General features: G+C 71.0%; 14 protein-coding genes and 1 pseudogene. 9 read left to right on the top strand and 6 right to left on the bottom strand.

Features of this window, described 5'->3' with window-relative positions; genetic code table 11:
* Positions 1 to 16: 16 nt before the first annotated feature.
* Both ACFY0D_RS10155 and ACFY0D_RS10150 read right to left on the bottom strand, forming a co-directional pair.
* Positions 17 to 1,791: pseudogene (locus ACFY0D_RS10155) on the bottom strand (S8 family serine peptidase).
* Positions 1,792 to 2,056: 265 nt separating this feature from the next.
* Positions 2,057 to 3,544, bottom strand: a complete 1,488-nt coding sequence (locus ACFY0D_RS10150) for a cation:dicarboxylate symporter family transporter (RefSeq protein WP_390797876.1) — start codon at positions 3,542 to 3,544, stop codon at positions 2,057 to 2,059.
* Positions 3,545 to 3,649: 105 nt separating this feature from the next.
* Here ACFY0D_RS10150 and ACFY0D_RS10145 point away from each other — a divergent pair, with 105 nt between their 5' ends.
* A complete protein-coding gene (locus tag ACFY0D_RS10145) occupies positions 3,650 to 5,266 on the top strand; it encodes an ATP-binding protein (RefSeq protein WP_390797875.1) in 1,617 nt (538 codons plus the stop codon).
* The gene (locus tag ACFY0D_RS10140; RefSeq protein WP_390797874.1) at positions 5,263 to 5,967 is read left to right on the top strand and encodes a response regulator; all 705 of its coding nucleotides are present in this window, start codon (positions 5,263 to 5,265) and stop codon (positions 5,965 to 5,967) included. Before ACFY0D_RS10145 ends, ACFY0D_RS10140 begins: the two co-directional genes overlap by 4 nt.
* On the opposite strand, the gene ACFY0D_RS10135 is transcribed toward ACFY0D_RS10140, so the two are convergent.
* From ACFY0D_RS10135 to ACFY0D_RS10125, 3 genes are all read right to left on the bottom strand, one after another.
* Complete coding sequence (locus tag ACFY0D_RS10135) at positions 5,922 to 6,770, bottom strand: tyrosinase family protein (protein ID WP_390797873.1); 849 nt, start codon at positions 6,768 to 6,770, stop codon at positions 5,922 to 5,924. The two genes, ACFY0D_RS10140 and ACFY0D_RS10135, sit on opposite strands and share 46 nt — an antisense overlap.
* Positions 6,767 to 7,153 carry a tyrosinase cofactor gene (locus ACFY0D_RS10130; protein WP_301363989.1) on the bottom strand — a complete coding sequence of 129 codons (387 nt, stop codon included), beginning with the start codon at positions 7,151 to 7,153 and terminating at the stop codon, positions 6,767 to 6,769. Before ACFY0D_RS10130 ends, ACFY0D_RS10135 begins: the two co-directional genes overlap by 4 nt.
* Positions 7,154 to 7,374: 221 nt before the next feature.
* A complete protein-coding gene (locus ACFY0D_RS10125; RefSeq protein WP_390797872.1) occupies positions 7,375 to 8,628 on the bottom strand; it encodes an erythromycin esterase family protein in 1,254 nt (417 codons plus the stop codon).
* A gap of 58 nt (positions 8,629 to 8,686) precedes the next feature.
* On the opposite strand from ACFY0D_RS10125, the gene ACFY0D_RS10120 reads away from it, so the two are divergent.
* The 7 genes from ACFY0D_RS10120 (at position 8,687) to ACFY0D_RS10090 (ending at position 19,952) form a co-directional block, all read left to right on the top strand.
* Entirely contained in the window at positions 8,687 to 9,427 is a 741-nt protein-coding gene (locus tag ACFY0D_RS10120; RefSeq protein ID WP_390797871.1) for a TioE family transcriptional regulator, read from the top strand.
* A gap of 134 nt (positions 9,428 to 9,561) precedes the next feature.
* Positions 9,562 to 10,803 (top strand): hypothetical protein, encoded by a 1,242-nt coding sequence (locus ACFY0D_RS10115; protein WP_390797870.1) that lies wholly within the window; start codon positions 9,562 to 9,564, stop codon positions 10,801 to 10,803.
* 2 nt (positions 10,804 to 10,805) lie between these two features.
* Positions 10,806 to 13,109, top strand: a complete 2,304-nt coding sequence (locus tag ACFY0D_RS10110) for a hypothetical protein (protein WP_390798169.1) — start codon at positions 10,806 to 10,808, stop codon at positions 13,107 to 13,109.
* Positions 13,106 to 14,152 (top strand): AAA family ATPase, encoded by a 1,047-nt coding sequence (locus ACFY0D_RS10105; protein ID WP_390797869.1) that lies wholly within the window; start codon positions 13,106 to 13,108, stop codon positions 14,150 to 14,152. Before ACFY0D_RS10110 ends, ACFY0D_RS10105 begins: the two co-directional genes overlap by 4 nt.
* Complete coding sequence (locus tag ACFY0D_RS10100; RefSeq protein ID WP_390797868.1) at positions 14,149 to 17,346, top strand: SAV_2336 N-terminal domain-related protein; 3,198 nt, start codon at positions 14,149 to 14,151, stop codon at positions 17,344 to 17,346. The genes ACFY0D_RS10105 and ACFY0D_RS10100 overlap by 4 nt, the downstream gene beginning before the upstream one ends.
* 79 nt (positions 17,347 to 17,425) lie before the next feature.
* Positions 17,426 to 18,817, top strand: coding sequence for a glutamate decarboxylase (locus tag ACFY0D_RS10095; RefSeq protein WP_390797867.1), 1,392 nt, complete (start codon positions 17,426 to 17,428; stop codon positions 18,815 to 18,817).
* 280 nt (positions 18,818 to 19,097) lie between these two features.
* Entirely contained in the window at positions 19,098 to 19,952 is an 855-nt protein-coding gene (locus tag ACFY0D_RS10090; protein WP_390797866.1) for an RNA polymerase sigma-70 factor, read from the top strand.
* Positions 19,953 to 20,054: 102 nt separating this feature from the next.
* Here the strand turns inward: ACFY0D_RS10090 and ACFY0D_RS10085 are convergent, their stop codons facing one another.
* Positions 20,055 to 21,686 carry a sigma-70 family RNA polymerase sigma factor gene (locus tag ACFY0D_RS10085; protein WP_390797865.1) on the bottom strand — a complete coding sequence of 544 codons (1,632 nt, stop codon included), beginning with the start codon at positions 21,684 to 21,686 and terminating at the stop codon, positions 20,055 to 20,057.
* Positions 21,687 to 21,772: the final 86 nt, after the last annotated feature.

Raw genomic sequence — 21,772 nt, 5'->3', positions numbered from 1 at the left:
CAGACGTGAGTACCTGCTAGAAGGTCAGGTTCCAGGAGTCGACCTTGCCGGTGTCGCCGCCGGCGTTGTCGTTGACCCGCAGCTTCCAGGTGCCGTTCGCGGCCTCGGAGGAGGCGTTCACGGTGAAGACCTGGTTGATGTTGTCGGTGCTGCCGCCGGAACGGTTGTGCACGGTGTAGACGGTGCCGTCCGGCGCGACCAGGTCGACCTTCAGGTCACCGATGTAGGTGTGCACGATGTTCACGCCCACCTTGAGGGTGGCCGGGGCGTTGCCGGTGACACCGCTGACGGTGACCGGGCTCTCCACCGTGGTGTTGTCGCCGATGGCGAAGTCACCGGCGTTCTCGAAGTACTTGCCGGGCGGCGGGGTGCTGCCGACGGCCTTCAGCGCGTCGACCTGGCCCTCGCCGAAGAAGCCGTTCTTCGCCGTGGTGCCCTTGCAGCGGCTGTCCGACGGGCAGGCGACGTCGTTGGCCTGGGTGGCCAGCTTGTCGCGCAGCTGCGCCGGAGTGATGCCCGGGTTGGTGCTGGCCAGCAGGGCCGCCACACCGGCGACGTGCGGGGACGCCATCGACGTGCCGCTCATGGTGCCGTACTTGCCGCCCGGCTGGGTGCTGTAGATGCCGACGGTGTCGCCGCCAGGGGCCGTGACGTCGACGACGTTCAGGCCGTAGTTGGAGTACGAGGCCTTCGCGGTGGTGCCCATCGCCGAGACCGTGACCACGCCCGGGAGCTCGGTCGGGATGTCGAGGCAGGCGTTGGTGATGGTGCGGGTGACCGGCGTCGAGTCGTTCGGGCTCTCGGTGTCGGTCGTCTTGTTGGCCAGGTCGATGTTGGAGTTGCCGGCCGCCGCGACCTGCAGCGAGCCCTTGCCCTCCGCGTACTCCTGGGCGCGCTTGACACCCTCGATGATCGCGGCCTGGTCGGCGTTGTCCGGGCAGTTGAACTGCCACGGGTCCGTGTAGTAGCTGTTGTTGGTGACCTTGAAGCCGTGGTCACCGGCCCACATGAAGCCGCAGACGGTGTTCTCGGCGAAGAAGAGCGAGGAGCCCGGCTCGGCGATGCGCACCGAGGAGATCTTCACGCCCGGGGCCACGCCGATGACGCCCTTGCCGTTCTTGGCGGCCGCGACCGTACCGGCCACGTGCGTGCCGTGGGTGCCGACGTCCCGCCAGGCGCCCGTACGGGCGTCCGGCTTTCCGTAGGCGCAGGACGCGGAGTCCGCCGCGTTGAAGTTCGGTGCCAGGTCCTGGTGCTGGTCGTCCACACCGGTGTCCAGGATGCCGACCTTGACGGAGGCGGAACCGGTGGTGACGGCCCAGGCCTGGTCGGCCTTGATCTGGGTCATGTCGGCGCGGACCGGCTCGCCCGAAGGCGTCGTGGCCTGCGTCGGGTTGGCGGGCAGCGCCGGGTTGTAGGCGTCCGCCGCACGTCCGAGGTGCGGGTGGCGCCGACCTGCTGGACGCCGCTGACACCGCGCATGGTGGTGGCGAAGGTACCGGACGCCGAGTGGGCGACGATCACGCCGATCGCGTCGTAGTACTGGAACACCGTGCCGCCGCCCGCGGTGACGGCGTTGCGCACGGCCGTGGTGTCACCGGGAGCGGTGATCACGAGGTAGGCACGGGTACCGGCAACCCAGGTCGCACTCTGGGAAGCCGGGGCCGCAGCCTTGGGGGCGGCCGCCGCGGGGGCGGGGGCCGAGGAGCCGTTGGGCGAGACGGGGGCGGTGCCGGCGAGCGCGGCGGGGGCCCCGAAAGCGAGTGCCGCGCCGAGCGTGGCGGCCAGCACGAGGGCACGTCGAGGTCGGCTGGATATGTGGGGTATCAATGCGTCCTCCGAAGACCCGGTGGTCAGGCCGGGTCGAACGAAACAAGTGGTGGACGCAAGATGTCATGCACACAGCCTGTTACGGAAGTACCTTTTACAGCCTGGAGGTTCGTTTATCGGTGGCCGAATCCCGACTATGGGTGCAAGTACGGAGAATGCGGCGGGCCGACCGGGCTGGGCACCGTGGGGGCGAGCCCTGCCCGGCCGGCCCGCAGGGGCGTACCGGCTAGACCGGCACCCCGTCCTTGGGGTTGGCCGAGGGCTGCGGCACGGAATTCGGGGTTCCGTCGGACTCGGAGGACTCGGAGGACTCGGAGGACTCGGAGGACTCGGAGGCCTCGGAGGCCTCGGCAGCCCCGGTGGCCTCGGAAGCCCCGGTGGGCGCGGCGGACCGCGCGGGCTCGCCCTGCTGCTGTGCGCCGTGCCCGTCGTCCACCAGCGTGCTCTCGTCGAACGGCAGCCGTCCCGCGAGCACTTCGGTGGCGCGCGCGTGGTCGAACTCCTTCGTCCATGTCCCGATGAGCACCGTCGCGACCGCGTTGCCCGCGAAGTTCGTCAGGGCCCGTGCCTCGCTCATGAACCGGTCGATGCCCACGATCAGGCCGACGCCGTCCACCAGTTCCGGCCGGTGCGACTGCAGTCCGCCGGCGAGGGTGGCCAGGCCCGCGCCGGTCACCCCGGCCGCGCCCTTCGAGGCGATGACCATGAACAGCAGGAGCGAGATCTGCTCGCCCAGCGCCAGCGGCTTGCCCATCGCCTCTGCGATGAAGAGCGAGGACATCGTCAGATAGATGGCCGTCCCGTCCAGGTTGAAGGAGTAGCCGGTCGGCACGGTGATCCCGGTGACCGGCCGGGAGACCCCCAGATGCTCCATCTTCGCGATCAGCCGCGGCAGCGCCGACTCCGAGGAGGAGGTCGAGAGGATCAGCAGGAACTCCCGGCCCAGATAGCGCAGCAGGGCGAAGACGCTGACCCCGGTGCACACCCGCAGCAGGGTGCCGAGGACCACGAACACGAAGAGCAGGCAGGTCGTGTAGAAGCCGATCATGATGACGGCGAGGGACTTCAGCGCGTCGATGCCGGTGGCCCCGACCACCGCCGCGATCGCCCCGAAGGCGCCCACCGGAGCCGCCCACATGATCATCGCGAGTACCCGGAACACCAGCTTCTGGATGTGCCCGATGCCCCGCAGCACCGGCTCGCCCGCCGCGCCCATGGCCTGCAGCGCGAACCCGCAGAGCAGCGCCACCAGCAGCGTCTGCAGCACCTCGCCCCCGGTGAAGGCGGACACCAGTGTGGTCGGAATGATCCCGAGCAGGAACTCCGGCGTGCTCTCGGCCCCGCCCGCCTTGGCCTGCGCCTCGCCCGCGCTGCGCGCCGCCTCGGTCAGGTGCAGCCCGCTGCCGGGCTCCAGCAGGTTGCCGACCAGCAGGCCGATGGCCAGCGCCACCGTGGACATGACCATGAAGTAGCCGAGGGCGAGCCCGCCCACGGCGCCCACCTTGGCGGCTTTGCGCACGGATCCGATGCCCAGCACGATCGTGCAGAAGATCACGGGCGAGATCATCATCTTGATGAGGTTGACGAAGCCGGTGCCCAGCGGTTTGAGCTCCACGGCCACGCCGGGGGCGGCGAAGCCGACGGCGATGCCGAGCAGCACCGCGCCGATCACCGCGATGTAGAGATAGTGCGTTCTGTCGCGCCTGGCGGCCACGATGCCTCCCGGTGGTGATTACGTTCGGGGAGACCATCGCCCAGGCCTGTGACCCCGGTCACCCTTGCGTTCATTGAGTTCACGACCCGGTGCACACTGAGCGCCATGTTCCGCTTCCCCCGCCCCCCGCGCAGCCTCGCAGGCCAGCTCTTCGCCATGCAGGTGCTGCTGGTCGCCGTGGTCGTCGCGGGCTGCGCCGTCTTCGCGTACGCCACGGCCCGGGGCCAGGCCGAGGAGGCCGCCCGGCGCCAGGCCGGGGCCGTGGCCCACGCGGTGGCCGACTCGCCGTCCGTACGTGAGGCCGTACGGGGAGCGGCGCGCGGGATCGACCCGTCCGTCGAGCTCCAGCCCTACGCCCAGCGGGTCCGAGAGGACTCCGGAGTGGCCTTCGTGACGATCATGTCCCCCGAGGGGCGGCGCTGGACCCACCCCGACCCGCGCCGGATCGGCGAGCCCTTCATGGGCAACACCGCCCCGGCGCTGCGCGGCGAGACCTTCAGCGAGACGTACACCGGCACCCTCGGCCCGTCCATCCGCGTGGTCACCCCGCTCCAGGACGAGGGGCGGATCATCGGCCTGGTCAGCGCGGGGATCACCGTCCGCGCCATCAGCGACCGCCTCGCCACGCAGCTTTCGGCCCTTGCCTGGGTCGCGGGCGGCGCGCTCGCCCTCGGCGGCGTGGGCACGTACGTCGTCAACGCGAGGCTGCGCCGTCACACTCATGGCATGAACGCGGCAGAGCTCAGCCGGATGTACGACTACCACCAGGCGGCCCTGCACGGCGTCCGCGAAGGGCTGCTGATGCTCGACGGGCAGCGCCGGATCACCTTGATCAACGACGCCGGACGGGAACTGCTGGGTCTGCCGGGCGAGGTCACCGGCAGCCAGGCGGCCGACCTCGGTCTGCCGGCCCCGCTCACCGGGGCCCTGCTCGCGGACCGGCCCCGGGTGGACGAGGTGCACCTGACCGCGGACCGGGTGCTGGTGGTCAACAGCTCGCCGGTCGCGGGCGGAGGCCGCCGGGGCACGGTGGTCACCTTGCGCGACCACACGGAACTGCAGGCGCTGACGGGCGAGCTGGACCACGAGCGGGGCTTCACCCAGGCGCTGCGCTCCCAGGCCCACGAGGCGGCCAACCGGCTGCACACCGTGGTCTCGCTCATCGAACTCGGCCGCGCGGACGAGGCGGTCGACTTCGCCACCGCCGAGCTGGAACTCGCCCAGGCCCTCACCGACGAGGTGGTCACCGCGGTGGGGGAGCCGGTGCTGGTGGCGCTGCTGCTGGGCAAGGCCGCCCAGGCGCACGAGCGGGGCGTCGAGCTGGTCGTCACCGCCGACAGCCGCAGTCTCGCCGAAGGGGGCGGGCTGCCGCCGGCCCGGGACCTGGTCACCGTGCTCGGCAACCTCATCGACAACGCGGTCGACGCGCTCACCGCCGTACCGGGGGCCCGGATCGCGGTGACGCTGCGGCCCGAGGCGGACGAGCTGCTGCTGCGGGTCGCGGACAACGGACCCGGGCTGCCCGAAGGGGTGGACGTGTTCCGCCGGGGCTGGTCCGGCAAGGGCGAGGGCCGCGGCCTCGGCCTCGCGCTGGTCCGGCAGGTGGCGGAGCGCTACGGGGGCGCGGTGACCGCCGCGCAGGGCCCGGGCGGAGGCGCGGAGTTCACGGTCCGCCTGCCGATGGCGTCCGCACCCGCCGCGGGCCCGGGGGGCCCGCGATGAGCGGGGGCGAGGTGCGCGTGCTGATCGTCGAGGACGATCCGGTGGCCGCCGACGCGCACGCGCTCTACATCGGCCGGGTGCCCGGCTTCGCCGCCGTCGGCGCCGTCCACTCGCTCGCCGAGGCCACCCGGTTCCTGGAACGGACCCGCGTCGACCTGCTGCTCCTGGACCTCGGCCTGCCCGACGGGCACGGCCTGCGCTTCGCGCGCGGGCTGCGCGCCGCCGGACATCCCGTCGACGTGATCGTGGTGACCTCCGCGCGGGACCTGGCCGTGGTCCGCGAGAGCGTCTCGCTCGGCGTGGTCCAGTACGTACTGAAGCCGTTCGCGTTCCCCACCCTGCGCGAACGGCTCCTGCGCTACGCCGAGTTCCGCCAGACGGCGGGCGAGGCGGCCGGCCAGGACGACGTCGACCGGGCGATGGCCGCCCTGCGCGCACCCCGCCCGGCCGAGCTCCCCAAGGGGCTGAGCGCGCCGACCCTGGACCGGGTCGCCGTGCTGCTGCGGTCGGCGCCCGAGGGGCTGACCGCAGCAGGGGCGGCCGAGGCGGCCGGGATCTCCCGGATCACCGCCCGCCGCTACCTGGAGCACCTGGTGGACACCGGCCGCGCTGACCGCACCCCCCGGTACGGCCAGGTCGGCCGCCCCGAACTGCACTACCGCTGGCTGGCGGCGGCGGCCGGTTCGGTGTCGAAGGTGTAGAACTTCCGGTGATCCAGCATGTCCGCCGGGGTCACGTTGTTCCAGGGCCGCATGGTGTCGTTCAGGTCGACGACGTTCTGCGTGCCCGCGCCCGGCAGGTACGTGGACTGGGGGTGCTTGGCCTGCCAGTCGGCCCACAGCTTGTCGATGAAGGCGTGGTGCATCCAGAACACCGGGTCGTTGGGGGAGACCCCGGTGGACATCTGCCCGCCGACCCACACGTGCACCCGGTTGTGCAGGTTGGCGCCGCGCCAGCCCTCCAGGTTGTTGCGGAAGCCGTTGGAGGAGCTGTTCCAGGGCGCCATGTCGTAGACCGGCATGGCGAGTACGGAGTCCACCTCGGCCTTGGTCGGCAGCTGGGCGACGGCCGCGCCGAGATCGCGGCGCAGGTAGGCGCGCCCGTCCACCCGGACGTTTATGTTCCACTTGCCCGTCGTGTACGCGAACGGTCCGTCCATGACCTGCCCGTCGCGGGCCCGCCCGGTGCCGCCGAGGAAGTCGGCGGCGAAGAGGGAGGCGCGGGAGGTCCGGTCCACGGTCCAGTCCCAGTACGGGAGCGCCACGCTCGCGTCCACTTTCTGCAGCGCCTCCTCGAACTCCAGGAGGAAGCGCCGGTGCCACGGCAGGAAGGAGGGGGAGCGGTGGCCGACGCGGTCGCCCGAGTCGGTGTCGCTCATGATGAAGCCGTTGTGGGTGGTGACGAAGCGGTCGTAGCTGCCGGTGCGCTTGAGCTCCAGCAGCGCGGAGGTGAAGGCGCGCTTCTCCGCCGGGGTCAGCGTGGCCTGGTTCTTGCGGACGGTCATGCCGCACCTCCGAAGGGAACGAGGGCGGCGCCCTGGAGATCGCGCACCGCGGCGCGGGCGAGGAGCTTCGGGTCGGCGAAGGTCTCGTAGTGGTTGATGACGCTGATCCAGGTGCCGTCGGCGTTGCGCATGATGTGCAGTTCCCTGCCGTCTATTCGGACGGTGGGCTGGCCGGGCGAGTGGTGGCCGCCGTGGTGGCCCCCCTCGCCGGCGGTGATCTGGATACGACGGCCCTTGTAGACCTCGTCGACCGTGCCCGGGGTGGTGGGCTCGGTGGGGGTCGCGGCGGCGTTCGTGGCGCCCGCGGCGGCGGCGGTCAGGCCAAGGACGGTGAGGGCACCGGCGGTTGTCCCCAAGGCCTGACGGCGAGTGATCTTCTTCATGGTCCGAAGAGGTATCAGGGCTCGGGAGAGGCTTGGCCTGTATCCGGACATGGACGGATAAGTTGCCGGTAGAACAAGTTGGATGATCTTCCCGTCCGGAGCGGCTCCGGGGGCCCGGACGGGAAGATCTGCGGGACAAACTCTACTCGACAGTAATTTCTTCTGAGTGAGGAGGGCACTATGTGCGGGATCACACTGCAGAGTCGGCTGGAAGCAGAGCGTCAGACCCGGCCCCAGCCTGTGCCGGGTGACTCCGGAGTGGATGCGGGCGGGACCTCCGGAAGATCCTTGATGAACACGACCCCGTCGATCGCGGCCAAGTGGGCCGGGTCGAGCGGGGCGTAGCCGAACCAGGGGGAGACCCGGGGCGCCGGCGCCGGTGGGCCGCCCAGGGAGGTGGCCAGCCGGCGGGCGTCGACGACGCAGCGGTCGTCCGGGAGCGCGTACAGGAGGCCTTCGAGGGTGTCCGGCGGCGGCGTGTCCACTCCCCGGTGCCGGATCGTGCCGAGGGCCGTGGCCACGAAGGCGTACTCCGTGCCGAGCCGGGAGCTCAGCAGCGCACCGGCGCTCCACCACTCCAGCGGCCTGCCGCCCATCCGCATCGAGCTCTTCTCCCGCTGGAGATGGGCGTTGTGGGCGTGGACGAGGACCGGGCCCCGGGCGGCGAGGGCGAGGAGGTTGTCGGCCATCATCCGGCCCCGCAGGCCCACCAGCCGGGTCATGCGGGCCGCTGAGCCGTCGGCCATCCAGTGGTGGTAGCGCAGCAGGCCGGTGGCGGTGCGTCCGTACAGGCGGGCCCGGTCCAGGTCCTCCCGGGAGGTCGCCGCGATCAGGTGCGGCGTCTGCTCCTCCAGCAGTGCCACCAGGTCGTCGGCGAGCAGCCGTAGCTCCCGGGCCTCGGCGGAGCGCCCCGTGGACCGGGTCGGGTCCGTCATCGCGGCGGGTTCGGTCCACCGGTCGTCGGCGCCGAGCAGGCGGTCGAGCGTGTGCGCGGTGCAGGGGAGCAGCTCGGCGTCGACGTGGCGGGCGAGGTGGTCGTGGAGCGCGGTGAGGGCCTGCCGGGGGCTCGCGGCACCCGCCATCTCCAGCGGGCCGTCGATCCCGGCGAAGCGGAGCCGCTCGGGCGCAGGCCGGCCCTCGTTGAACGCCCTCATCCAGCGCACGAGTTCGCGATTGGCGGCGGATGCGCCGAACCCGTGGCTGAAGCCGCGCTCCATGACCTCGTCGAGGCTGCCGGTGCCCGAGGTGACGTACGCGTCGACCAGCAGGCCCGCCAGGCAGTCGCTTTCGATCGCGATCGTCCGGTAGCCCTCTTGCGCGACGAGCTGCCGGAAGAGCTCGTTGCGCACTTCGAGCAGCGTGTCCTCGCCATGGGTGGGCTCGCCGAGGGCGAGCAGTCGCGGTCGGGCCGCGAACGGTTCCATCACGGTGGCGGCGTCGACGGTGCGGGCGATGTCCTTGATGTCGGTTGGCATGCCTTCAACGCTATCGTTGAACCTTCGGTGGAAACTTTTCCGCTCTATCCTGGGTTTCGTGAGCCAAAACCTTCAAAGCGGCCGACGCCTTCGGCCGGTCGACCTGGCGCGCGGGCACGGTCTGTCCACGCAGGCGATCAGGAACTACGAGGAGGCCGGCATCCTCCCGGCCGCGGACCGGACCCCCCAGGGCTACCGCACCTACACCCCGCTGCACGCACGCGCGCTGGCCGCGTTCCTCGCCCTCGTGCCGGGCCACGGCCACCGGACGGCGGCATCGATCATGCGAGCCGTGAACGAGGGTGCGGCCGAGGAGGCCTTCCGTCTCATCGACGGGACCCACGCCGAACTCCTCGCCGACCGGCGGACCCTCGATGCCGTGGAGAACGCGCTACGCGCCCTGGCGCCCACCGGTGCGGCCTTCGAGCCCGGCGCCACGTCCGGCGCCACGTCGGGCGCCACGTTCGTCGGGCCGCTCGCCCGCGAACTCGGTGTCCGGCCCGCGACCCTGCGCGCATGGGAACGCGCCGGGCTGGTCCGCCCGCGCCGCGACCCGCTGACCGGGTACCGCGTGTACGACGAGGCCGACGTCCGCGACGCCCGTCTGGCCCACCAACTCCGCCGCGGCGGCCACCTGCTGGAAGAGATCGCCCCCCTGCTCGCACAGGTCCGCACGGCGGGCGGCCTGGCACCCCTGGAGTCCGCCCTGACCGCCTGGCGCGCCCGCCTCTCCGCCCGCGGCCGCGCCCTGCTGGCGGGCGCGGCCGAACTGGACACCTACCTCCAGGCCCGCGACTGACGCCGCGACCGGGTGGAGAACAGCCGGGCCGCGCCCTGGGATCGCTTCGGCAGGTCGCAACTCTTCACGATTTCCGGGTGCGCCGCTTTCCCCTCTGCCAGACTCGTGGCCTGATTGCAGGGGAGCACATACACATGACAAGTGTGGTGTTGGTGCACGGCACGGGGGTCCGTAGTGACGGCTACGACAAGCTGTTCGACCTGGTGGTGAGACATTTCGACAAGCTGGACGTGAGCGCCGAGCTGCTCCGTTGCCTGTGGGGCGAGGACCACGGGGCCCAACTCCACCAGGGTGGGATCTCGGTGCCCCAGCGCCGCAGGGCGGAGGCGGAGGAGCCGCCTCCTGAGCCCGGCCCGCAGGGGGCCGAAGACGGTGACGCAGCCGCCGCGATCTGGGCCCTGCTCGACACCGACCCCCTCGCGGAGTTACGGATCCTCGCAGAGGCGGAGGCGAGCCAGACGGCAATCGCCTACGTTCCGCAGCAGGACGAGACGTCGGCGGAACAACTCGTCCACTTGCTGAAGGACGTACCGGACCACCCCGCGCTGCGCGAGCCGGCACGGAGGCACGGCCTCAACGAAAACGATCTGACCTCGGCGGCCGGCGCGGTGTCCGACATGCTGGGCGCCCTGCTCACCGAGACCTCGACGCCACTGGACGACCTGCGGCACATCGTCGCCCGCGCTGTGGTCGCGGTGGCTCTGGACCGCGCAGACACGCGCTGGGGCGCAGGAGGAATCAGCGTTGACGGAGCGGCCGGGCACGAGCTGCAGGCAGCGGTTCTTGAGGCACTCGGCGAACCCGGCGCTGCACTCGGGTGGATCTCCGGCCTGACCAAGCCGGCCTGGCTGCCCCTGTGGCGCACCGGCGAATGGCTCACGTCCTGGCAGGTCCGACGCAATCGTCCCGGAGTGAGCGCCCAGGTCGCTCCGCCCCTCGGGGACATCCTGCGCTACCAGGCACGCGGTGGGGGACTGCGCGACTGCGTCGCCGCTGCCGTGCGTGCTGCCGAGCCGCCCGTCGTGGTGCTGGCCCACAGCCTGGGTGGCGTCGCGTGCGTCGACCTGTTCGCGAGTGAGGACCACAGCCGACAGGTGAGCGCCCTGGTGACAGTGGGCTCGCAAGCGCCGTTCCTGTACGAGATGGACGCACTGGTCTCACTGCCCTACGGCCGGAACCTTCCGGCCCACTTCCCCCGGTGGCTGAACGCGTACGACCCGCGCGACCCCCTCGCCTATGTCGGCGCCCCGATCTTCGGCGCGGACCGCGTGACCGACAAGCAGTTCAACACCGGTCGTCCCCTCCTGCGTGCCCACAGTGCCTACTGGGACCACCGGCCCTTCTACGCGTGGCTGCACCAGGAGGTGCTCGGTTGACAGTGCCGGTCGACCCGGCGCGGACGCACGCGCTGGTCGTCGCCGTCGAACGCTATGAAGACCCGGCCTGGAACGTGACCGGTCCCTTCGCCGACGCCTGCGCGTTCGTGTCGTGGCTGGTCGACACCTGCGGTGTGCCGGCGGAGAACGTCACCTTCTTCGCATCCGCCCTCGCGAGCAGCCTCCATCGGGTGGATGGCACTGGCCTGCTGCCGGCGGGTGTCAAGACCAGGGAGGCGGATTCGGGCTCGGTCGCCCGGTACGTCCAGGAGGGGATGGTCACCCTGGACGCCGAGTTGCTCTGGGTGTTCTGGTCCGGGCACGGCGTCGTCGACAGCAACGGCAGCCACGTTCTGCTCCTCGCGGACAGTTCGGTGGTGACGAAGCGGGCCATCGGCGTCGACGCCCTCCAACTGGCCCTGCAGGCAACCCGTGTGGGCAGGGACGGCGGCCGCGGGGTGCCCAAGGTCGCGGTCGCGGTCAATGCGTGCCAGAACCAGCCCGCCGGCCTCGATGTCGCCGTGATCGACGTCGTCGTGACCTCCACCCGTGTCGCCCAGCGCGGCCTGTTCATCATGCATGCCTGCAGTACGGGCCAGAAAGCCCGCAACGTCCGCACCGGAGCCGTACGTGAGGGGGAGGCGACCGGCCTTTTCCCCCGGACCCTCCTCAGGTCCCTCGACGACGGCAGCGGTGTCGTCCTCCCGGATCTGCATCGCGTCAGTGACGAGGTCGACCAGGCGTTCGCCGCGCTGCGCGACGACAAAGAGACCTTCCAGAAGCCGAGCCTGCTACGGCGCAACTGGGACGGCCGCACACGGATCACCGGGGAGTTCGTCCTTCCCCCGACCGAGCACGAGCGTAACCTGGCGGCCCTGCTCGACACCGCACTGCCGGACTCGGCGGCACGGGCCGCATGCGCCGAACGCCTTGCCGCGCAAGTCCCCGTGGTGATCTCCGTGAGTGACGGCGCCGGTGCGTGTTCCACCGAACAGCTCGTCACCGCCGCCAGCCGTGTCGCTCACGGACTGCCCACCCTCATGGACGAACTGCTCGCACAGACCGGCCCCGCCGACCAGGGATCTCCAGGGAACTCTGCGCAGGATCACGCTCACGCGGTGCGGGAGCTCGCACCGGCCCTGCGCGCGGCGGCGCGGCGGGTGCGCCCGGACGAGTTCCTCACGCACACGGAGTACACCGCCTTGGTGAGGGCCCTCGGCGCAGCCGAAGTGCCGGACGTGGCCGCGGCCGCACGATGTGACCGCAGACTCAGGTGCCACCTTGCCGACGCGTCCGCGGATGTCGGAGCATTGGTCCGGTCGTTGGAGGCGGTCGGTGCACCGGGTGAAGCCGACGTGCTGCCTGCTCTGCTGCGTTTCGTCTGTCTGGCGGCGGCCGAGGCGGACGCGTGCGGCGGCGACGGCACCGCACTGCGGGCCTGGAACCGGGAGGTCGCCCACCGGATCGGCAGGACCTCGGCCACGCTGGACGCCCAGACGCAGGCCGCGGTCGAGGACTGCGTCCGCCGCCGCGCCGACGAGACCTGGATCATGGTCCAGCTGGAGGTCGACCAGCCGGGGACGACAGGTGGGGCCCGCTACGCCTTCTCCGCCTGGATCGTCGACGCCGTGAGCGGTTCGTACAACGTGGGCGGCAACCGTGGTTTCCATTCCTGGCGTGAGACCCAGTACCGAGTCGGTGCCGTGGTCGAACCGTATCTGGCCGGCGGGCACGTCAACCTCGGCGTCGAGTTCTTCCTGCCCGTCGGGCAGCTGGAACTGCAGGTGGAACGCATCCCGGTACAGCACAAAGGAGTCGACAACGTCCCCTTGGGCACTGTCGCACCGGTCGTCGTGCGGTACGCACAGCGCCGCACCGACTGGGCAGCTCGCTGGGACGCGTGCGGCACCGACACCGCGGCCGGCGACCACCACTGGCTGCGGAACGACGCCCTGGACCTGCCCCGTCTGAAGACCGCCCTGGAGGACCGTCATCTCGCCGGGTGCGTCGAGCTCACCGGTCCACACGCGGAGTTCACGCCCGCGCTGGCCTACTGCGCGCAGGCCGGCGTGCCGGTGATGGCCTGGCACCGCCGACTCGGAGACCACCGTGCCACGCACGACCTGACGCAACTGCGGCAGGTCGTGCACCCTCGTGATCTGCCGGAAGAAATGCGGCAATTGCGCGCCGGGTGCGGGGACTCGCCCAAGGACGCCGGAAGCGGCCTCGTGTTGCTCTGGGACGATCCCCGCCGCCTGCTCCCGCGCATGCGACCCCGCTCTCCAGGAAGGACTCCTCGTCCATGAACACCGACGACCGCCCCGGGGCGCTCTTCCGTGGCCCGCACGCCTCGTTTCCCGTCCGTCTGCCGCCCGGGCCGCCCTGGCGACGTTTCGGTGACCACCGCCCCAAGAGGCCTCCGTACATCATGCGTCCGCAGGACATCGACATCGTCAACACCTCACTGCACCTGCGCCGCCCCCTGCTGGTCACGGGCTTTCCCGGCGTGGGCAAGTCCTCCCTCGCCCACGCCGTCGCAGACGACCTCGGCCTCGGGGACGTCCTGCACTGGCCGGTGAACTCCCGTTCCGTGCTCAGTGACGCCCTCTACCGGTACGACGCGGTGGCCAGGCTCCGGGATGCCACCCTGCACCGGCGTCAGGGCACTGCTTCCCGGCCGGTCGAGGACTACATCACACTCGGCCCCTTGGGCACCGCCCTTGCCGCCTCGCCGGGACAGCCGCGCGTGTTGCTCATCGACGAGCTGGACAAGGGCGACATCGACCTGCCCAACGACCTGTTGACGGTCTTCGAAGAAGGCGCCTTCGAGATCCCGGAACTCAGCAGGCACTCCAGTGCGACCGGACAGCAGCACGCACGTGTAGGCGTCGCTCGCACCGCTCACCACCGTCCCCCCGCAGCGGACGACGGGAGCGGTGTGGATCGGAACGACACGTGCGAGGAGGTGCAGGACGCCGGCGAAGTATCGAACGGATGGGTGTACTGCCAGGAGTTCCCCGTCGTGATCATCACCAGCAACGGCGAACGCGACTTCCCGCCGGCGTTCCTGCGCCGCTGCGTGCGGCTCTTCCTCGACGACCCCGACCAGGAACACCTGACCTCGGTGGTCGAAGCGCAGTTCGCCCAGGACCTCGCCGCCGCCGACGAACAGACCGCGGCAGCCGTCCGGCAACTCATCACAAGGTTCAGCCAGGCAGGCCAGGACGGACGACTGGCCACCGACCAACTGCTGAACGCCATCCATTTGCGGCTGTCCAACGTCGCGCTGGACCCGCACGTCCTCGAAGCCGTACTGCGCCCCCTGGACGACGCGGATGCCCTGACGTGATCGCCCGGCTCCGCGAAGCACTACGGGCAGCCGGCTACGACCCCGAGCCCGAGGAGCTCGCTGACATCATCTGGCTCGCCACTCAGGAACTGCCACTGCGGACCGCACCCACGGAGCCCGCGGACGGCAATGCCCACCCCGGCAGCTCCCGGAACTCCCCGCACGACCGCCGGATTCAGCACACCCAGCCGTTCGAAGTCAGCCTGCCACCGTCCACACACCGGAAGCGAGCCCTGTACTCCACCGCGGAGGGCCCCGGTGCTTCCGGTCCAGCCGTCACGCACCTGCGCATCGGCACCCCCAAGGCCCTGCCGTACCTCCGCTCGCTGGAACGGTCGCTGCGTCCCCTGCGCACCACGGTCCGCTCCCGTGTCCGCCATGAGCTCGATCTGGCCGGCACGATCTCCGCCATCGCGGACGGGTTCCCCGACGTCGCGCTGCGCCCGGCCAGAGAGCTGCTCCTCGACGTGACCCTGGTGGTCGACGACGGACTGTCCATGGCGATCTGGCACGACGCGGCGCACGAGCTGTACCAGGCACTTCACCGCCTACGTGCCTTCGGCCGCACCCGCCTCCTCGGAATGAACACCGACCGCTCCGACGCGATCCGGCTGACGGCAGAGCCCTTTCGGCCAGGCGCCCCCCGTACCGCGATGGAGGGAGGCGAACGCCACCTGGTCCTCGTCCTGACCGATGCCGTGAGCGAGGCATGGTCCACGGGCGCAGCACAACGCATGCTGAACGTGTGGGGACGGCGAGGGCCACTGGCCGTCCTCCAGGTACTCCCGGAGCACATGTGGCAGGAAACCGGTCTGCCCACGACGCGACTCATGGTCTCCGCCGCCCGGCCGGGCACGTCGAACCGCAACCTGAAACTCCGGCATCCCCGGATCCCCAGCGGGCTGCTGCCCGTGCCCGGGATGGCGATTCCCGTGATCGACGCCGTCTCGGGTTCATCAGCGACGGCCTGGGCAAGGCTGGTGGGCACCTCCGCCGGCGAAGCAGCACTGCCTGTCGTCGACCTCGGGGTTCCGTGGGACGGTGCAGGGGGCGGCATCGTCGAAGACGGCGGTGAAGATGGCCAGGTACCCGACAGAGCCGTCGGTGACGGGGATCCCCAGACGGCTGAGCACGCTCTTGAGGACTTTCTGGGATACGCCTCGCTGCCGGCCCAGCGGTTGGCAGCCCACCTCGCCTGCGCCGGTCCAGCCCTGACCATCCCTCTGATGCGGCTCGTCCAGCGCTCGGCCGTGCCGGAATCGAGGCCGGAACACCTGGCCGAGGTCTTCCTCGCCGGTCTGCTCCGCCCGCACCACCGGGAACCGGCGGGGCCACAGGAGAATCAGGACCGGCCGGACCCACACGAGCCACTCGCATGGAACCGCCGTACCTACGCCTACCCGCCGCTGGTCGCCAGTTCACTGCGGGAGCTGATCAAACGGTCGGAGGAGCAGGCCACCCTGGAGGGTGTGTCCCAATACCTGGCCCGCCGGCAGGCCACGGCGGCAGCGGGCATGGCCTTGATCTCCGACCCCTCAGGTGTCCTGCGCGCGGACGGCCACGCCCTGCCCCTGGCCACGGTCAAGCGGCCGACTGCGGCAATGGGAAGTGATTCACGGATCCACGTCGCCGTGACCGCGGACAGCGAGGTGCACCGCCTGGCACAACTGCTGCGCGACATCCTCGCTGAGACCTCCCTCCGCGAGGCCGGCCTGGAGGTCGCCCACCGGTCCGGAACCGTCCGTGTCCTCTTCCCCGTGGGCCGTGCCGAACCCCTGCTGCTGACCACGCTCCTCTCCCGTCTGCGGCACGCGCTGGAGCAGGACGAGGCCGCAGAGGCGGACCGGCGAGGCCCGGTCCGTGTCGCGATGGACTTCGCCCCTCCGGGCGAGCCCCCGGACTCGACGTTGCTCGGCGTACTGGACTCCGTCAGCCGTCACCCTTCCCAGGACAGGCAACTGTGGATGGTCGCAGCCTCAAGACGGCTGATGGTCGAGCTGTACGGGCCGGAGCTCCGGGGCAGCGAAGCGTTCCACGAGATGCGCTTCGACAACGGCCGGGAACCGGTCTATCTGCTCGTCGAGGAGCCACGTCCACGTACCGAGCCGGAGCCGGTGACGGCTCCCGAGACAGCCGTCACGTTCCGCCGCGCCGGCGATGCGCCGACGCTCCGCAAGGGAGACGGAGACTTCGCCGCCCAACTGGCCTTGCTTGCCGCCGACCTCACGGCGTTGCGCGTCTCCAGCGGCAACCCCAGCTTGCGCCAGATCGCCAGGGCGACTTCCCACGGGACGCATGTGGGGGAAGCGACGATCAGCAACGCCCTGCGCGGCCGGTCGTTCCCTTCGGACCGCACACTGCTCGCGCTGGTTCAAGCGCTGCTGTCGCTCAGCCGGAACGGCGTGAAGGTGTCTCTCCGGGACTCCGAGGTGCAACGATGGGAGCGCCGCTGGACTGCCCTGGACAACCTCAGGGAGCAGGCCGGAAGGTCACACGGTTCCGCTGTACCTGCGCCTGGCAAGGCCGAAATCATGCTGGTTCCGGCCCCCGAGCGCGGAATCTGGCGGCTGGCTAGGTCACGCGAACCGCTGAAATACTCCTACACCCTTGACGACTCCGGGGCGTCGGGCGCCCAAGACCGCTGGAGCGGGCCGAACCAGGGCACTTTGTACGGTGCCTCGGACATCGACGGCTGCTTCTCCGAAGCGCTCGCGCCGTTCCGGGTCGCTCCGGACATGCGAGACCTTGTCGGGGAAGACTGGAATACCGATGCCGGGTTTCTGGCGCCCGGTCATATCCCGAGGGACTGGCTGACGCGGCATGTGCTGACCCGGCTGCTGCCTCCACTGGAGGCCCATTTCCTCGACGTGAACGACGACGCCACTCTGCAGGTCCTCAGTCATGTGCTCCGCCCCGAACTGGATTATCTGGGTGTGGAGAGACTGACGGTCAGTGACATGAACGGCTCCGAGCGAGGAATCTCCCAAGGAATCGGTGCGTGGGCACGCGCGCAGCGGACACCCACCGGCGAGCACTGCATTCAGGGCATCACCTTCCGCTCACGATGGGGAGGTCATCGGTGCTGGGGGATCTTCGAAGGGGTGGGCGTCCGCCAGGCTGAGACGCAGCCAATCCGGCCGGAGACCAAGGGGCTTCAGCGCGTTGCGGCCGAGTTCGGGCTGACCGTTCACTGAACACGGCCTCGATCCGCCTCGCAGCCACCGACACCGACAGCATCCGCCGTAAGGTCGAGTTTGCACCTATAGTCCCGATATGGCTCTTCATGAGACAAGGGACGCACACGCTCAGGACGCCGACACGGACGTGTTCACGTCCACGCTGAGCGGCCAGATCCTCCCCAAGTACAGGATTCCTGAGGACCACTCACCCACCGAGGTCGTCTACGAACTGCTCCGCAACGAGCTGCTCCTGGACGGCAACGCGGCCCAGAACCTGGCCACCTTCTGCACCACCTGGTCGGACGAGGGCGTGCACCGCCTGATGAACGTCTGCCTCGACAAGAACATGATCGACAAGGACGAGTACCCGCAGACCGCCGAGATCGAGTCCCGCTGCGTCAACATCCTGGCCGACCTGTGGAACGCCCCCGCCGGCACCGCCTCGGCCGGCTGCTCCACCACCGGCTCCAGCGAGGCCGCCATGCTCGGCGGCCTCGCCCTCAAATGGCGGTGGCGCGAGCGCCGCCGCGCCGAAGGCCTGCCCACCGACCGCCCCAACCTGGTGTGCGGCCCGGTCCAGATCTGCTGGGAGAAGTTCGCCCGCTACTTCGACGTCGAACTGCGCCAGGTCCCGATCGAGGCCGGCGCCACCGGTCTGCAGGCCCATCAGCTCGCCGAGTACGTCGACGAGAACACCATCGGAGTCGTCGCCATCCTCGGCGTCACGTACACCTGCGACTACGAGCCCGTGGCCGAGATCGCCGCCGAGCTCGACCGGATCCAGGCCGAGCACGGCTGGGACGTCCCCATCCACGTGGACGGTGCGAGCGGCGGGTTCGTGGCGCCCTTCCTCCACCCCGACGTCGTGTGGGACTTCCGGCTGGAGCGCGTCGCCTCCGTCAACACCTCCGGCCACAAGTACGGGCTCGCGCCGCTGGGAGTCGGCTGGATCGTCTGGCGTACCGCCGACCTGCTCCCCGCCGACCTCGTCTTCAACGTCGACTACCTCGGCGGCGACATGCCGACCTTCGCCCTCAACTTCTCCCGCCCGGGCGGCGAGATCATCGCGCAGTACTACCTGTTCCTGCGCCTGGGCCGGGCCGGCTACCGGCACGTCCAGGAGGCCTGCGCCGACACCGCCCAGTACCTCGCCCGGCAGATCGCCGACATGGGTGACTTCACCCTCCTCTACGACGGCCAGGGCGCCCTGCCCGCCGTCTCCTACAAACTCGCCGACCCCGACACCGCCGGATTCAGCCTCTACGACCTCTCCGACCGGCTGCGCATGCGCGGCTGGCAGGTGCCCTCGTACCCGCTGCCCGCCGACCGCGACGACACGGTCATCCAACGCGTCCTCGTCCGGCACGGCGTGACCCGCGATCAGATGGCCTTGCTCGTCACCGACCTGCGCGCGGCCGTGGAACACCTGAAGACCACGCCCCCGCCCGTACCGGCCACCGCGCCGCAGTCCGGCTTCCACCACTGACACCCGGGCCGAAAGAGACGACCCGGGTGTGACACGGGTCGCACCCCGGTGGCGTCACGTTCGCCGGGGGCGTCTTGTCCCATGGGTATTAACGACATCAGGAAGGTGCTGCCGGCCGGGCGAGCGGAGTCCCGACCACCGCATCGCCGAGGCGCTCACCCGGGCCGGCCACACCGTGATCGGCCTCGGCCTCGGCCGCGGCCTCGGCCGCGGAGCCGGGGCCGGTGTACGGGCCGACCTCCCTTGATGATCGGGGTCCGCGAATGACACCGTGGTGATCATGAGTGACAATTTCGAGGAACACCGGCGCCTGCTGTTCGGCACGGCCTACCGCATGCTGGGCAGCGTCGCCGACGCCGAGGACATCGTGCAGGACGCCTGGCTCGCCTGGCACCGCGCCGACCGCGCGGCGGTCGAGAACCCCAGGGCCTACCTGGTGCGCACCGTCACCAACCTCAGCCTCAACCGGCTCAGGTCGGCCCAGGTCGTCCGCGAGGCGTACGTCGGACCCTGGCTCCCCGAACCCCTCCTCACCTCGCCCGACATCGCCGAGGAGGCCGAACTCGCCGACACCGTGTCCATGGCGGTCCTGGTCGTACTGGAGACCCTGACCCCGACCGAGCGCGCGGTCTTCATGCTCCGCGAGGTGTTCGGGTACTCCTACGCCGAGATCGCGGACGCCGTCGGGAAGTCCGAGGTGAGCGTCCGCCAGTCCGCGCACCGGGCCCGCGAACACGTCCGGGCGCGCCGCCCCCGCTTCACCGCCAAGGCGGCCGAGCAGCGCGAGATCGTCGAGAAGTTCCGGCAGGCCTGCCTCGGCGGGGACCTCGGCGAGGTGCTCACGGTCCTCGCCCCCGACATCGTCTCCTGGGCCGACGGCGGCGGCGTCGTCACCGCCGCCCGCCGCCCGCTGCACGGAGCCGATCACGTCGCCCGCTGGTGGCTCGGCGTCCTGGCCAAGTCCGAGGCCCGCGACGGGGCGATGCGCCCCGCGGAGATCAACGGCGAGCCCGGCCTGTTGCTCGTCCACAACGGCGCGACCGTCGGCGCCATGACCTTCGAGGCCGCCGACGGCCGGATCACCGCACTGCGCGTCACCGTCAACCCGGAGAAGCTGCGAGGCCTGCAGCCCTGACGGGACCCCGGCGGCGGGGCCGGGCGACCGCTCCGCCTCCCCAGGGGGTGTCTTGCCGATCAGGCCGGGCTCGCTGATCCGCCCTGATCGACAAGACACCCCCTACCGTGCGCCGAAGTTCTGGGTCCACCAGGGGCCGCCCGAGCCCTGGTGGATGCCCACGCCGATGTCCTTGAAGGAGCAGTTGAGGATGTTCGCCTTGTGGCCCGGGCTCTTCATCCAGGAGTCCATGACCGACTGGGCCGTCTGCTGGCCGCGCGCGATGTTCTCCCCGTACGTCGACCAGCGGTACCCGGCCGCGGTCGTCCGGTCGCCCGGGTCCTTGCCGTCGGGGCTGGTGTGATCGAAGTAGTCCCGGGCCGCCATGTCGTCGGAGTGCCCCTGAGCCGCCGCACGCAGCTGCGGGTCCTCCTTGAGGGGGCCGCAGCCGGCCGCCGCCCGCTCGCTGTTGACCAGGGCCACGACCTGACCGGCCACGCCCGACGGCGGGGCGGGCGCGGGCTTGGCCGCCGAGGCCTTCGGGCTCGGGGACTTGCTCTTGGACTGCGTCGGGCTCGGGCTCGCCGACGGACTCGGCGAGGCGGAGGCGGACGGGGAGGGCGAGGCGGACGGGGAGGGTGAGGCCGACTCCGAGGGCGGAGCGGCGGATTCGGTCGCCGAGAGCGCGGCCAGCGGGGTCGGGGCCGCGGCGGCGCCGTCCTTCGTGTCACCGGAACCGGGCAGCCCCCCGAGGTACACGAGCCCGCCTCCCGCGACGCAGGCGGCGAGCACCGCACCGCCGACCACCCGGCGGCGGCTCTGCCGGCGCTTGCGCAGCGCGCCGCGGCCACCGCCGCCCACGTCGGCCACCGGGGTGAGCTGGGTCGCCGCGTCGTCGAAGCCGCCGCCGAAGCCCCCGTCGACACCTTCGGCGAAGGCGACGCTCGCGGGGGCGAAGCCGGCCGCCCCCGCCGTCTTCATCCCCGCCAGCAGGGCCGCCGAGACGGGGACCAGGGCCAGACCGGCCAGCAGCCCCTCCGCCGGAACCAGCCCGCTCCACAGGCCGGAGCAACGTACGCATTCACGGGCGTGCCGGGCTATTCGCTTGCGCCACAGCGCCGAGGGCTCCCCGTCCCAGCCCGCCATCACGGTCCGCAGCTCCTCGCACGCCGGATGGGTGTCCAGCGCGCGCTCCACCACGCGGGCCGACTCCAGCTGCGCCTTCATCCGCTGCACCCGGACCGCCGTGTGCTGCGGGGACAGTTCCAGCGCACTGGCCACCTCGGCCCGGGTCAGCTCCCCGGCGCACTCCAGCCACCACAGGGACAGCAGCGCCCGGTCCTCGGGCTCCAGCCAGCGGGTGGCCCGCGCCGTCTCGCGCCGCTGTCCGGCGAGCTGGAGGCGGGCGACGGTCAGGTCGACGAAGTCGGCACCCGGGTCGGCGACATCGCTCGCGGCCTCCAGTGTGCTCTCGCCGAAACCGCTTTGCCGGGCCTGCCAGTGCGCCCGCACGCGGTTCATCGCGATCGCCACCAGCCAGGACCGGAAGCTCTCGTCCACGCGCAGGCCGCCCAGCCCGTCGAGCGCCCGCAGCATCGTGTCCTGCACCACGTCGTCCACGTCGCAGGACCCGTTGAGGGCCCGCCCGACGATGTTGTAGACGAGCGGGAGATGGGTGCTGACGAGCTCGTCCTGCGCGCGCAGGTCGCCCGCGCGGGCCGCTGCCACGAGCGCTGCGGTGTGCTGAGTAGTCATGTGATGTTCCCTGTCCGTACCGGCGGTCGATGATGCCCGATACATGGGAGACCGTCGACGGGGGCGTCGATAACAGTTATCCGGAA

This window comes from Streptomyces sp. NPDC001502, assembly GCF_042894785.1.
Taxonomy (GTDB): Bacteria; Actinomycetota; Actinomycetes; order Streptomycetales; family Streptomycetaceae; genus Streptomyces; species Streptomyces kutzneri.
The sequence above is the reverse complement of the archived record's forward strand: the minus strand, read 5'-3'. Positions and strand labels throughout refer to the sequence as shown.

Coding starts and splice junctions, on each gene's coding strand:
- ACFY0D_RS10145 (WP_390797875.1), top strand. CDS start 3,650: ATGTTCCGCTTCCCCCGCCCCCCGCGCAGCCTCGCAGGCCAGCTCTTC.
- ACFY0D_RS10140 (WP_390797874.1), top strand. CDS start 5,263: ATGAGCGGGGGCGAGGTGCGCGTGCTGATCGTCGAGGACGATCCGGTG.
- ACFY0D_RS10135 (WP_390797873.1), bottom strand. CDS start 6,770: ATGACCGTCCGCAAGAACCAGGCCACGCTGACCCCGGCGGAGAAGCGC.
- ACFY0D_RS10130 (WP_301363989.1), bottom strand. CDS start 7,153: ATGAAGAAGATCACTCGCCGTCAGGCCTTGGGGACAACCGCCGGTGCC.
- ACFY0D_RS10125 (WP_390797872.1), bottom strand. CDS start 8,628: ATGCCAACCGACATCAAGGACATCGCCCGCACCGTCGACGCCGCCACC.
- ACFY0D_RS10115 (WP_390797870.1), top strand. CDS start 9,562: ATGACAAGTGTGGTGTTGGTGCACGGCACGGGGGTCCGTAGTGACGGC.
- ACFY0D_RS10105 (WP_390797869.1), top strand. CDS start 13,106: ATGAACACCGACGACCGCCCCGGGGCGCTCTTCCGTGGCCCGCACGCC.
- ACFY0D_RS10095 (WP_390797867.1), top strand. CDS start 17,426: ATGGCTCTTCATGAGACAAGGGACGCACACGCTCAGGACGCCGACACG.
- ACFY0D_RS10090 (WP_390797866.1), top strand. CDS start 19,098: ATGAGTGACAATTTCGAGGAACACCGGCGCCTGCTGTTCGGCACGGCC.
- ACFY0D_RS10085 (WP_390797865.1), bottom strand. CDS start 21,686: ATGACTACTCAGCACACCGCAGCGCTCGTGGCAGCGGCCCGCGCGGGC.